Source organism: Streptomyces lateritius (assembly GCF_014649715.1).
Lineage (GTDB): Bacteria > Actinomycetota > Actinomycetes > Streptomycetales > Streptomycetaceae > Streptomyces > Streptomyces lateritius.
In genome coordinates, this window is record NZ_BMTO01000006.1 from 431,368 (window position 1) to 442,928 (window position 11,561).

The window sequence follows — 11,561 nt, forward strand, 5'->3', positions numbered from 1 at the left end:
CCTCGGCGCAGTGCTCCGGTCCCTTCGTCTCCAGATGCAGCTCGACCTCCGCCTCTGTCAGCCCCAGCCGCGGATCGGTCCGCACATGGCTCACGTCGAGCACGTTCGCGTCGACCACCGTGAGCACCGCGAGCAGCGTGGCCAGCGCGCCCGGCCGGTCCGTGACCCGCAGCCGGAGGCTCAGATAGCGCCCGCCGGCGGCCATGCCGTGCCGCAGGATCCGCTGCATCAGCAGCGGGTCCACGTTCCCGCCGGAGAGGACCGCCACCACCGGCCCCCGGAACGCCTTCGGATCGCTCAGCAGCGCCGCCACCGGGCTCGCCCCGGCCGGTTCCACCACCAGCTTCGCCCGCTCCAGGCAGAGCAGCAGCGCCGAGGAGAGCGCGTCCTCGGAGACGGTGACGATGTCGTCGACGTACTCCTGAACGACCGCGAACGGTACGTCGCCGGGCCGCCCGACCTTGATCCCGTCGGCCATCGTCGCCGGCGACTCGACCACGACCGGGTGTCCGGCGGCCAGCGAGGGCGGATAGGCCGCCGCGCCCGCCGCCTGGACGCCGATCACCCGCACGTCCGGACGCACCGACTTCACCGCGAGCCCGATGCCGGCCACGAGACCGCCGCCGCCGACCCCCACCAGGATCGTGCGGACCTCCGGGCACTGCTCCAGGATCTCCAGACCGACCGTGCCCTGCCCGGCGATGATGTCCGGGTGGTCGAAGGGGTGGATGAAGACCGCCCCGGTCTGCGCCGCGTACTCCTCCGCCGCGGCCAGGCTCTCGTCCACGACATGGCCGTGCAGCCGCACCTCGGCGCCGTACTCCCGGGTCGCCGCCACCTTCGGCAGCGGCGCCCCCACCGGCATGAAGACCGTCGACCGCACGCCGAGGAGCGCCGAGGCCAGCGCGACGCCCTGCGCGTGGTTCCCGGCCGAGGCGGCGACGACACCGGCCGCCCGCTGCTCGGGCCGCAGCCCCGAGATCCGTACGTACGCCCCGCGCAGCTTGAACGAACCGGTCCGCTGCAGGTTCTCGCACTTGAGGTGCACCGGCGCCCCCACCAGCGAGGACAGATACCGGCTGCCTTCCATCGCGGTCACTCTGGCCACCCCGGAGAGCATCTTCTGCGCCCCGCGCACATCGTCGAGGATCAGGGGATGCCAGGGGTGCGGCGTACGGAAGCTCATGACAGCAAGTCTCGCAGCTCAACGGCCTCGTGGCCGCCCGGGCGAGAGCCCTCGCATCGGGTTTACGCAGCGCCGGTACGGACCCCCACAGGTCCGCGTACTCTGTCCCCCACCAACCGACCACCGCACGAGAGAGCCCCCACAGCCATGCCCACATCTCAGGACATGACGACTGAGCATGACCCCGGTCTCCTCGATGCCCTCCAGCACCAGGTGGCCGTCTTCGCCCGCCGGGCCGAACAGACCCGTCTCGGCGGCACGGGCCAGCTCCGCAACTCGATGGATCGTGCCGCCTACCTGCTGCTGAACCGGCTCGACCAGGAAGGGCCGATGGGCGTCAAGGCGCTCGCGGCGGGCATGGGCATCGACTCGTCCACCGTCACCCGCCAGGTCGCCCCGCTCGTCGACACCGGCCTGGTCAAGCGCACCTCGCACCCGGAGGACGGGCGTGCGGTCGTGCTCCAGCTCTCCCCCCGCGGTCTCGCCCGCCTGGAAGAGGTCCGTTCCTCGCGCCGCGATCTGATGGCGCAGGTCACGGAGGGCTGGACGGCGGAGGAGCGCGAGTCGTTCTGCACGCTGCTCACCCGCTTCAACTCGGCGCTCTCCGCACGCCAGTCGGGCCTTCCCGCGAGCCCGGAGGGCGAGTCCGCGCCTACCTCTTGACCTGGGCCGCGCCCTGTCCTCATATGAGGACGTGCGAGATCGACAGGACGGTCGAGTGGGCGAGCGCGGCGGCCGGGAGGGCGAACACCGCCACCGCACCCGGCAGTTCGAGGCGTTCGTGGCGGGGGCGGCGGGGCGGCTGCTGCATGCCGCGACGCTGCTCACCGCCGAGACGCGGACCCGCAACCCGCGCGCCCAGGCGCTGTTGACCGCCTCCCTCGCCCACACCTACGCCCAGTGGGACCGGCTGCGCGGCGAGGATCCGTACGACCGCACCCGCGCCGACCTCGCCGCCCGCTTCGCCCGCACCGCCTGGCGCCATCACCGCGGCAAGGGAGGCGTGCTCTCCGCGCTCACCCCGCAGGAACGTCTCGTCGTGGTGCTCCGGCTGTACGAGGGGGTGGCCGAGGAGCAGACCGCGGCCCTGCTCGGGCTGCCGGAGGAACGGGTACGGGCCGTCTGCGCCCGCTCCGTCTCCGCGCTGCGCGGCGGCGGGCAGGGGACGACGGCAGCCCCCGGGCGAGCCTCATGACCCGCCACGAACAGCGGGAGGACGAGGTCCGGCGGATGCTGGAGACCCCGTACCCCCAGGTCCCCGGCGACCTGGCCGCGCGCGCCGTCGAGCGCGGGAACCGGCTGCTGCACCGGGACCGCATGACGCGCCGGGCGCTCTGGGCGCTGCTGGTCGTGGCCGTCCTCGTCTTCACGGTGTGGGCGGCGAGGGAACGGCCCTGGGAGGTGCCTCCCGCCGGGACGACGCCGCCACTCGAAGGCTTGTGAGGCTGAGGGACTCGAACGGCTTGAAGGGCTTCTCCAGGCTGGTGAGGACGGGTCTCGGCGGGAGGCGGCGGGGCCGGACGCCCCGGTGAGGAGCGCCCGGCCCGCACTTCGGCGCCGGCGTCGACTAGCCCAGCGCCTCGCGCAGGTCGGCCAGCAGGTCGTCCGCGTTCTCGATGCCCACGGAGAGCCGCACCAGGTCCGCCGGGACCTCCAGGGCCGAGCCGGCCACGCTCGCGTGCGTCATCCGGCCCGGGTGCTCGATCAGCGACTCGACACCGCCCAGGGACTCGCCGAGCGTGAACAGCTTCGCCCGGTTGCAGACCTCGACCGCCGCCTCCTCGCCGCCCGTCACGCGGAAGGAGATCATCCCGCCGAACGCCCGCATCTGCTTGGCGGCGATCTCGTGGCCCGGGTGCTCCGGCAGGCCCGGGTAGAGGACCTGGGTGACCTTCGGGTGCTGGGTCAGCATCTCGGCGACCTTGCCCGCGTTCTCGCTGTGCCGGTCCATGCGGACGGCGAGCGTCTTGATGCCGCGCAGCACGATCCACGAGTCGAAGGGACCGGCGACGGCGCCCATCGCGTTCTGGTGGTACGCCAGTTCCTCGCCGAGCGTCTCGTCGGCCGTCACCAGCGCGCCACCGACGACGTCCGAGTGGCCGCCCATGTACTTGGTCAGCGAGTGCACGACGACGTCCGCGCCGAGCGCCAGCGGCTGCTGGAGGTAGGGGCTGGCGAAGGTGTTGTCGACGACCAGCTTCGCGCCGGCCGTACGCGCCACGTCCGCGACCGCCGCGATGTCGGTGATGCCGAGCAGCGGGTTCGACGGGGTCTCGACCCAGATCACCTTCGTACGGTCGTTGACCGCACCGCGCACCGAGGCGAGGTCGGAGGTGTCGGCGACCGAGAAGTCCACGCCCCAGCGCTGCACGACCTTGGCGAAGAGCCGGAACGTGCCGCCGTAGGCGTCGTTGGGGATGACCACGTGGTCGCCGGGGGCCAGCAGCGTGCGCAGCAGGCAGTCCTCGGCGGCGAGGCCGGAGGCGAAGGCCAGGCCGCGCCGCCCGCTCTCCAGGGCCGCGAGGTTCTCCTCGAGGGCCGTACGGGTGGGGTTGGCGCTGCGGCTGTACTCGTAACCGCCGCGCAGTCCGCCCACGCCGTCCTGCTTGTAGGTGGACACCTGGTAGATGGGCGGGACGACCGCGCCGGTCAGCGGGTCGGCGGTGTTGCCCGCGTGGATCGCGCGGGTCTCGAAACTCTGGTGGAGGTGCTGGTCGCTCATGATTCAGGAGCGTAGTCCTGAGCACCCCCCACCGCCGCCCGACGTCTCAGTGGGTGTCCTGGACAATGGACACATGGAGATTCTCTGGTTCCTGATCGCGGTGGGGCTGCTGGTCGCGGTCGTCCTCCCGTACGTACGCCGCCGCCGGTCCGGCCTCGGCATCCACCAGGTCGCGCCCGGGTCGCCGGACGCCGCCGACCCGGAGGCGTACGGCTTCCTGCGCCAGGAGCAGCAGGACGTACGGATGCCCGGCCCCGACCACGACCTGCTCGACGTCCTCGACGTGGTCCAGGCGACCCAGGACTGGCGGGCGGCCTCCCAGCTGCTCGCGGGCACGGAGAAGGAGGGCGAGGTCCGCTGGCAGCGCGTCCAGGCGTTCGCGGGCGCGGCCTCCCTGGAGCTCCAGCAGAAGCCGGGCGTCGGCGGGGCGTGGCTGCGCGCCTGGCGCGCGGACTCGCCCAAGGACCCCGGCGGGGCCGCCGTGCACGCCGAGTTCCTGGTGCAGCAGGCGTGGCGTTCGTCCGCCGCCGGCACCGACGACTTCCGGATCATCCTCGAAGAGGCCCGCAAGGTGAGCGAGGAGGCGGCGCTGCTCGCCCCCGGCGACCCCGTCCCGTACATCGTGCAGCTGGCCGTCGCCCGTGGACTGGGCTACACCCACGAGGAGTTCGACCAGGTCTGGGTGAAGATCATCGACCGCGCCCCGCAGCACATGGGCGCGCACCTGGCCGCCCTGCACTACTGGTGCGAGAAGTGGCACGGTTCACGTGAGGACGCCGACCGCTTCGCGACGGCGGCGGCGGCCCGCGCCCCGCAGGGCTCGCTGCTCGCCGCGCTGCCGCTGTTCGCGGTGTACGAGCACCTGCCCGAGATCGTCCTCGTCCAGGACTTCTTCCGGACCGAGGTGGTCCGCAAGGCGATGGAGGGCGCGCTGTACGCGGTCCACTCGGCCCGCCCCGACGATCCGATGCTGGCGCACGTACGCCACCTGCTGGTCCTCTTCCTGGTCCGCTCGGAACGCTGGTCCGAGGCGATGCACCAACTCGTGCACGTGGACGGTCACGTGGGCGCGCTGCCGTGGACGCTGAGCGGCGATCCGGCGGCGGAGTACACCCTGTACAGGAACCTGGCGGTGGCGGGGTACGAGGCGAACGGCGGAAGCCCGGCGACGTTGTCGCGGTGACGGCACGTGCGCCGAGGGCCGGTCCGCGTGCGGGCCGGCCCTCGGCGCTCTCGCGCCGGGCTCGGTCGACGCGGCCCGGCGGCGCGGCTCGGCCGGCGGCAGCGGGGCGGACACAGGCGGGGGGCGTGCGGCGGGGCGGGGCGTGCGGCGGGCCGAAGACCCGGTCCGCCCGGGTGCGGGCCGGCCTTCGCGCAGGTCGGAGGGGTCGGGACGGGGCCACAGGGGCGGCCGGGTCCGTGTGGACGGCGCACGCGTCGATGCGGGATACTCCGCTTCCCCCCACCGCTCGGAACGATCACACCTTTCCCGTGGGGGGACTCTGCCCGATGGGCGCTTCTCCGCGCGCGCTGCGCGCCCTCGTGCTGCTCGGCGCGATCGACTGGGCGGCCACCCTCTGGGCCCCCGGCCCCTGGGCCCTCAAGCTCGACGTCGTCACCGCCGTCCTCGCGGTCCCCGTCGTCCGCGGCATGCTCCTGCTGCGGACCGCCCCAGGACGACGCCGAGGGGCTCGTCCTCGCCACCGAAGCGGACGAGCCGCTGCTCTGGCGGACAGCAGCACGGTGATGCTCGCCTGGAAGATCCGGGGCTCCAAGGGCGCGCAGTACACGACCCAGGAACAGTTCGAGGGCTTCCGCCGCACCCTGAACCGGTCACGCGGCGAACACGCGCGCGCCGCCGCCCTGGCGCCGGAGGGCGACCCCGCTCCGTACGTGGGCGAGATCTGGACGGCCATCGGCATCGGCTACTCGCACGAGGAGATGCACCGCGTCTGGAAGGAGCTCGCCGGCCGCGCCCCGCACCACTACGAGGCCACCTTCTCGGCCCTGCAGTACTGGTGCGCCAAGTGGCGCGGCTCCGAGGCGCTGGCCAGGGCGTTCGCCGTACGGGCCGCGGCCGAGGGCCCGGCCGGCAGTCTGATGTCGGTGTTCCCGCTGATCGCGCACTTCGAGCACGACACGTCCGACTCGGCCGACGTGGACCGCACGCCCGAGATGTACGCGACTGTCGACGAAGTGCTCGCCGACGTGGCCGCCGCGGACCCGGACCATCCGCGGCTGGCGGAGGTGCGGCATCTGCTGGCGTACTACCTGTACCTCCAGGAGCGGTGGGACGAGGCGCTGGAGCAGTTCCGCCTCACGGCCACGCGGGCGCGTTCCCGCCGTGGCGCCACCGGGGCGACGCCGCGGGAGGAGTTCTGCCGGATGCGTGACGAGTGCGTGGCCAACGGGTCGGGCGCCTGATCGCGGGGCCGGCCTGATCGCGGGGGCCGGCGTGGGGCCGGGAAGGGGAATCCCTCCCGGCCCCCGGGCGTTGTGGGTAACGCCCACCGTCGAGGAGATGCCGCATGTTCCTGTCACGCACCCCTGTCCTCCCCACGCCCGAGCAGGCGCTGAAGGGCCGCCCGGTCCCCGAGTTCACCGTGCCGGACCGCCACACCGTCCTCGGCAACCCGCTGCTCGGCCCGTACCCCGAGGGGCTCGAGGTCGCCGACTTCGGACTCGGCTGTTTCTGGGGCGCGGAGCGCAAGTTCTGGCAGACCGAGGGCGTCTGGACGACGCTCGTCGGTTACCAGGGCGGCTACACCCCGAACCCGGTCTACGAAGAGGTCTGCTCGGGCCTCACCGGCCACACCGAGGCGGTGCGGGTCGTCTTCGACCCGCGGACCGTCTCGTACGAGCGGCTGCTCAAGCTCTTCTGGGAGTCCCACGACCCGACCCAGGGCTTCCGCCAGGGCAACGACGTCGGCACCCAGTACCGCTCGGCGATCTACACCCACTCCCCCGCCCAGGCGGAGTCCGCCGAGTCCTCCCGCACCGCGTACCAGCGCGTCCTGACGGCCTCCGGCCACTCCACGATCACCACCGAGATCCTCCCGGCCGAGGGCCGCACCTTCTACCCTGCCGAGGCCTACCACCAGCAGTACCTGGACAAGAACCCGGCCGGCTACTGCGGCATCGGCGGCACGGGCGTCTCCTGCCCGATCGGCGTGGCGAAGGCCGAGTAGGCCCAGGAGGCCCGTCACGCACGGCCGTTGCCGCAGCTGCCCGGAAAGCACCGGCGGGGCGGCCGTGCGGTCACCGCGCATGAATCGGCTGCGCCGCCGGCGGGCCTCGCGGCTACACTCGGCGCATGGGTTCGTACTACTTCTTTCTCTGATTCCGGCCGCGGACACGGCGTGACCCGCTGATCCGCGCCCTCTCCGGGGCGCGGCGGTGGTGGTCCCGGTGTCCCTTCCTCCGGCCCGAACGAACCCGACCTCCCAGGGAAAGACCCCATGCGCGACCGCGCCCAGATGACCCTGAAAGACGTCTCCAAGGCGTACGGGGACCGCTCCGTCCTCGACCAGATCTCGTTCTCCGTCCGCCCCGGCGAGAAGATCGCCGTCATCGGTGAGAACGGCTCCGGCAAGTCCACGCTGCTGCGGCTGCTCGCCGGGGCGGAGAGCCCGGACACCGGGGAGGTCACCGTCCGCTTCCCCGGCGGTACCGCCCACCTCGCCCAGACCCTCGCCGAGACCTTCGGCGTCGGTCCGGACCACACCGTGCGGGACACCGTCGACGCGGCCCTCACCGAACTCCGCACGCTGGAGCGGCGGATGCGCGCCGCCGAGGAGACCCTCGGCTCCGCGACACCCGAGGAACTCGCCGCGTACGGCGAACTGTCGAGCCGGTACGAGGAGCGCGGCGGCTACCAGGCCGACGCCCGGGTCGACGCCGCCCTGCACGGGCTGGGCCTCGGCCACGTCTCGTACGAACGCCCCCTCGGCACGCTGTCGGGCGGCGAGCAGTCACGGCTGGCGCTCGCCGGTGTCCTCTCCTCGGGCGCCGAGCTGTTGCTGCTCGACGAACCGACGAACCATCTCGACCGGGCGGCCGCGGCCTGGCTGGAGGAGCGGCTGCGGACCCATCGGGGCACGGTGGTCGCGGTCACCCACGACCGGGCGTTCCTGGAAGGGATGGCGACGGTGATCCTGGAGGTCGACCGGGACACCCGCTCGGTGACGCGGTACGGCGACGGCTGGTCCGGCCACCGCGCGGCGAAGGCCGCCGCCCTCCGCCGCTGGGCGCAGCGGCACGAGGAGTGGCGGGAGAAGCTGGCGCGTACGGAAGAGCTGGTCACCGTGGCCGGGCAGCGGCTCTCGGTGTCCGGCAAGGATCCGCGGCAGGGCTTCGGCAAGCACCGTCGCTCGCACGAGAACAAGCTGTCGGGGCAGGTCAGGGCGGCCCGGACCCGGCTGGAGCAGCTCCGCGCCGAGCCGGTCCCGGCCCCGCCGGAGCCGCTGCGCTTCACGGCCCGGATCGCCACGAAGGCCACGGACTCGGACGGCACGGACCTGGCCGGCGCGGGTGACACGGACAACGGCGTCGGCCGCCGTCCGGTACTCGCCGAGCTCGGTGACGTCGTCGTCGGCGACCGGTTGCGGGTGGACGAGCTGCGGATCACGGCGGGCGACCGGCTTCTGGTCTCCGGCCCCAACGGGGCCGGCAAGACGACGCTGCTGCGGGTCCTCGCCGGTGAACTGCGGCCGGACAGCGGCACGGTGACCCACCGGGCCCGGGTCGGCTACCTGCCGCAGGAGCTGCCCGCCGTACCGTCCGCGCGGCCGCTGCTGACGGCGTACGCGGCGGGTCGTCCCGGTCTCCCCGAGGAGTACGCGGACGAGCTGCTCGGTCTCGGGCTCTTCCGGGAGGAGGACCTGGCCGTTGCGGTCTCCGCGCTCTCGGTGGGCCAGCAGCGGCGGCTGGAGCTGGCCCGTCTGGTGACCCGGCCGGCCGATCTGCTCGTCCTGGACGAGCCGACCAACCATGTGGCGCTCTCCCTCGTGGAGGACCTGGAGGCGGCCCTCGCCGCCTTCGAGGGCGCCGTGGTCGCGGTCTCCCACGACCACCGCTTCCGTGCGGGCTTCGGCGGCACGCGGCTCGAACTCCGCTCAGGCCGTGCCGTGGCCGCCTGACGCGGCGCGCAGCAGCGCGGCGGTGGCCGCCGGGTCGTAGTCGGATCCGACTCCGTCGATGAGCATGATGTCGCCGTCCATGTGCCGGGTGCGCAGCGGGATCAGCTCCTGGTAGGCGGCGGAGTCGTACCACGCGCGCGCCTGCTCCATCGAGGGGAAGCCGACGAGGACCAGCGCGCCGGGCCACTGGCCCTCGATCACCTCCCGCTCGGGGGCGCCGTGGATCAGGAACCGGCCGCCGAAGGGGTCGAGCGTGCCCTGGATGCGCTCCATGTACACGAAGATCTCTTCGTCGAGGACGGGCTTGGGGCTGAGGTTCGCTATCGCGTACGCGGTCATGACCTCAGGGTGCCGGGACATGCCGTACGGGTCGATTACCCCGGACGTCATGTCCCGGCCCTCGGTCCGTCGCCCGGACCTGCGTGGGCTCGGACGACTCAGATGGTCGACGTGTCGATCACGAAGCGGTAGCGCACGTCGCTGACGAGCACCCGCTCGTACGCCTCGTTGATCTGGTCGGCGCGGATGACCTCGATCTCGGCGCCCAGGCCGTGCGCCGCGCAGAAGTCGAGCATCTCCTGCGTCTCGGCGATGCCGCCGATCATCGATCCCGCCAGCGTCTTGCGGCCGCCGATGAGGGAGAACAGGTTGAGCGCGATCGGCTCCTCGGGCGCGCCGACGTTGACCAGGGCACCGTCCGTCTTGAGCAGGCTCAGGTAGGCGCCGAAGTCGATCGGGGCCGAGACGGTCGAGACGATCAGGTCGAAGGAACCGGCGAGCGCGGTGAAGGTCTCCGGGTCGCTGGTGGCGTAGTAGTGGTCGGCGCCGAGCTTGAGGCCGTCCTCCCGCTTCTTCAGGGACTGGCTGAGCACCGTCACCTCGGCGCCGAGCGCGTGGGCGATCTTGACGCCCATGTGGCCGAGGCCGCCGAGGCCGACGATCGCGACCTTCTTGCCGGGGCCCGCGTTCCAGTGGGCGAGGGGCGAGTAGAGGGTGATGCCGGCGCAGAGCAGCGGGGCGGCCTCGTCGAGGGAGAGGCCGTCCGGAATGCGCAGGGTGTAGTTCTCGTCGACGACGATGTGGGTGGAGTAGCCGCCGTAGGTGGGCTCGCCGTTCTTGTCGAGGGCGTTGTAGGTGCCGGTGCCGCCCTTGACGCAGTACTGCTCCAGTCCCTGCCGGCAGTACTCGCACTCACGGCAGGAGTCGACGAAGCAGCCGACGCCGACGCGGTCGCCGGCCTTGTGCCGGGTGACGCCGGGGCCGACCTCGGTGACGATTCCGGCGATCTCGTGGCCGGGCACCATCGGGAAGATGCCCTCGCCCCAGCCGTCGCGGGCCTGGTGGATGTCCGAGTGGCAGATGCCGGCGTACTTGATCTCGATGAGCACGTCGTGCTCGCCGACCGGGCGGCGCGGCACGGTGGTGCGCTCCAGCGGGGCGTTGGCGGCGGGTGCGGCGTAAGCGGAAACGTTCGTGGTCATGGCGCCGAGCCTGCCGGACCGTCGCCGGCTCACCCAGACCCCTGTTGTGCCTACGTCCGCCGTGCCTACCACTGACAGGGTCAGGAACACGCGCCCGTCCGTTCGTACGACCAGGGATAATGGGGACGCATGGATCTCAGTGCCGAACTCAGCGAATTCCTGCGCTCGCGCCGGGCCCGGCTGAAGCCGGAGGACGTGGGCCTGCCCGAGTTCGGGCGTCACCGCCGTGTGCCGGGGCTGCGCCGGGAGGAGCTGGCGCAGCTGGCCGGGGTGTCCGTGGCCTACTACACCCGTCTCGAACAGGGCAACGGCCGCAACGTGTCCATGGAGGTCCTGGACTCGATCGCCCGGGCGCTGCGGCTGAACGACACCGAGCGCGCGCATCTGACCCATCTGGCGAAGCCGACGGTGAAGAAGAAGCAGCGCGCGGCGATCACCCGGCCCCAGCAGGTGCGGCCGGGCCTGCTGCATCTGCTGGAGTCGATGGAGGGGGTGCCCGCGTTCGTCCTCGGGCGGCGCCTCGACGTGCTCGCGTGGAACCGGATGGCGCGGGCGCTGCTCGGTGACTTCGCGGCGATGGCGCCGGAGGAGCGGAACGTGGCGCGTCTGGTCTTCCTCGACCCGAACTCCCGTGACCTCTACATGGACTGGGAGTGCAAGGCGACCGAGGTGGTGAGCGTGCTGCGGCTGTACGCCGGCTGCTACCCGGACGATCCGGCGCTGCTCGCGCTGGTCGGCGAGCTGTCGGTGAAGAGCGAGCAGTTCCGCTCGCTGTGGGCCGCGCACACCGTCACGGACAAGGGGCACGGGACGAAGCGGCTGCGGCATCCGCTGGTGGGCGAGATGACGCTGGGCTACGAGACGCTGAAGGTGTCCGGCGGGGATCCCGACCTGGTGCTCGTGACGTACCAGGCGGAGCCGGGGACGGCGGCGGCGGACGCGCTGCGGCTGCTCGCCACCTGGGGAGTGGACGAGCCTCTCGACGTACGGTGACGGCACACGGAAGCGGCGGCTCCCCCACTCAGGGGGAGCCG

At 72.6% G+C, this 11,561-nt stretch carries 12 protein-coding genes; 8 read left to right on the plus strand and 4 right to left on the minus strand.

Annotation, left to right across the window (positions count from 1 at the left end; translation table 11 throughout):
- Window positions 1-1,186: threonine ammonia-lyase (ilvA, locus tag IE136_RS15135; protein ID WP_189600578.1), on the minus strand; the 1,186-nt coding region annotated here is incomplete at its 3' end.
- Window positions 1,187-1,333: 147 nt separating this feature from the next.
- Here ilvA and IE136_RS15140 point away from each other — a divergent pair.
- Genes IE136_RS15140 through IE136_RS15150 form a run of 3 tightly spaced genes read left to right on the plus strand, consistent with a single transcriptional unit; the run spans window position 1,334 to window position 2,629 of the window.
- Window positions 1,334-1,849: a MarR family winged helix-turn-helix transcriptional regulator gene (locus IE136_RS15140; RefSeq protein WP_189600579.1), complete on the plus strand. Its 516-nt coding sequence runs from the start codon at window positions 1,334-1,336 to the stop codon at window positions 1,847-1,849.
- A gap of 55 nt (window positions 1,850-1,904) precedes the next feature.
- Window positions 1,905-2,381 carry a sigma factor-like helix-turn-helix DNA-binding protein gene (locus IE136_RS15145; RefSeq protein ID WP_158989776.1) on the plus strand — a complete coding sequence of 159 codons (477 nt, stop codon included), beginning with the start codon at window positions 1,905-1,907 and terminating at the stop codon, window positions 2,379-2,381.
- Window positions 2,378-2,629, plus strand: coding sequence for a hypothetical protein (locus IE136_RS15150; protein ID WP_158989774.1), 252 nt, complete (start codon window positions 2,378-2,380; stop codon window positions 2,627-2,629). The genes IE136_RS15145 and IE136_RS15150 overlap by 4 nt, the downstream gene beginning before the upstream one ends.
- 124 nt (window positions 2,630-2,753) lie before the next feature.
- Here IE136_RS15150 and IE136_RS15155 read toward each other — a convergent pair whose 3' ends face one another.
- The gene (locus tag IE136_RS15155) at window positions 2,754-3,908 is read right to left on the minus strand and encodes a cystathionine gamma-synthase (RefSeq protein WP_158989772.1); all 1,155 of its coding nucleotides are present in this window, start codon (window positions 3,906-3,908) and stop codon (window positions 2,754-2,756) included.
- A 73-nt stretch (window positions 3,909-3,981) separates the two neighbouring features.
- On the opposite strand from IE136_RS15155, the gene IE136_RS15160 reads away from it, so the two are divergent.
- The 4 genes from IE136_RS15160 (at window position 3,982) to abc-f (ending at window position 9,046) form a co-directional block, all read left to right on the plus strand.
- The gene (locus tag IE136_RS15160) at window positions 3,982-5,091 is read left to right on the plus strand and encodes a hypothetical protein (protein ID WP_158989770.1); all 1,110 of its coding nucleotides are present in this window, start codon (window positions 3,982-3,984) and stop codon (window positions 5,089-5,091) included.
- A 326-nt stretch (window positions 5,092-5,417) separates the two neighbouring features.
- Complete coding sequence (locus tag IE136_RS15165; RefSeq protein ID WP_189600580.1) at window positions 5,418-6,332, plus strand: hypothetical protein; 915 nt, start codon at window positions 5,418-5,420, stop codon at window positions 6,330-6,332.
- A 104-nt stretch (window positions 6,333-6,436) separates the two neighbouring features.
- Complete coding sequence (gene msrA / locus IE136_RS15170; protein ID WP_158989768.1) at window positions 6,437-7,096, plus strand: peptide-methionine (S)-S-oxide reductase MsrA; 660 nt, start codon at window positions 6,437-6,439, stop codon at window positions 7,094-7,096.
- A 270-nt stretch (window positions 7,097-7,366) separates the two neighbouring features.
- Window positions 7,367-9,046, plus strand: coding sequence for a ribosomal protection-like ABC-F family protein (gene abc-f, locus IE136_RS15175; RefSeq protein WP_189600581.1), 1,680 nt, complete (start codon window positions 7,367-7,369; stop codon window positions 9,044-9,046).
- Here the strand turns inward: abc-f and IE136_RS15180 are convergent.
- On the minus strand, window positions 9,023-9,385 hold the full coding sequence (locus IE136_RS15180; protein ID WP_158994629.1) for a DUF1330 domain-containing protein: 363 nt from the start codon (window positions 9,383-9,385) through the stop codon (window positions 9,023-9,025). The genes abc-f and IE136_RS15180 overlap by 24 nt on opposite strands.
- A 98-nt stretch (window positions 9,386-9,483) precedes the next feature.
- Window positions 9,484-10,527 (minus strand): NAD(P)-dependent alcohol dehydrogenase, encoded by a 1,044-nt coding sequence (locus IE136_RS15185; protein WP_158989764.1) that lies wholly within the window; start codon window positions 10,525-10,527, stop codon window positions 9,484-9,486.
- Window positions 10,528-10,656: 129 nt separating this feature from the next.
- On the opposite strand from IE136_RS15185, the gene IE136_RS15190 reads away from it, so the two are divergent.
- Window positions 10,657-11,520: a helix-turn-helix domain-containing protein gene (locus IE136_RS15190; RefSeq protein WP_158989762.1), complete on the plus strand. Its 864-nt coding sequence runs from the start codon at window positions 10,657-10,659 to the stop codon at window positions 11,518-11,520.
- Window positions 11,521-11,561: the final 41 nt, after the last annotated feature.

Bases quoted from the DNA above. Each gene is read 5' to 3' on its own strand.
- IE136_RS15140 (WP_189600579.1), top strand. From the start codon at position 1,334: ATGCCCACATCTCAGGACATGACGACTGAGCATGACCCCGGTCTCCTC.
- IE136_RS15150 (WP_158989774.1), top strand. From the start codon at position 2,378: ATGACCCGCCACGAACAGCGGGAGGACGAGGTCCGGCGGATGCTGGAG.
- IE136_RS15155 (WP_158989772.1), bottom strand. From the start codon at position 3,908: ATGAGCGACCAGCACCTCCACCAGAGTTTCGAGACCCGCGCGATCCAC.
- IE136_RS15160 (WP_158989770.1), top strand. From the start codon at position 3,982: ATGGAGATTCTCTGGTTCCTGATCGCGGTGGGGCTGCTGGTCGCGGTC.
- IE136_RS15165 (WP_189600580.1), top strand. From the start codon at position 5,418: ATGGGCGCTTCTCCGCGCGCGCTGCGCGCCCTCGTGCTGCTCGGCGCG.
- msrA (WP_158989768.1), top strand. From the start codon at position 6,437: ATGTTCCTGTCACGCACCCCTGTCCTCCCCACGCCCGAGCAGGCGCTG.
- abc-f (WP_189600581.1), top strand. From the start codon at position 7,367: ATGCGCGACCGCGCCCAGATGACCCTGAAAGACGTCTCCAAGGCGTAC.
- IE136_RS15180 (WP_158994629.1), bottom strand. From the start codon at position 9,385: ATGACCGCGTACGCGATAGCGAACCTCAGCCCCAAGCCCGTCCTCGAC.
- IE136_RS15185 (WP_158989764.1), bottom strand. From the start codon at position 10,527: ATGACCACGAACGTTTCCGCTTACGCCGCACCCGCCGCCAACGCCCCG.
- IE136_RS15190 (WP_158989762.1), top strand. From the start codon at position 10,657: ATGGATCTCAGTGCCGAACTCAGCGAATTCCTGCGCTCGCGCCGGGCC.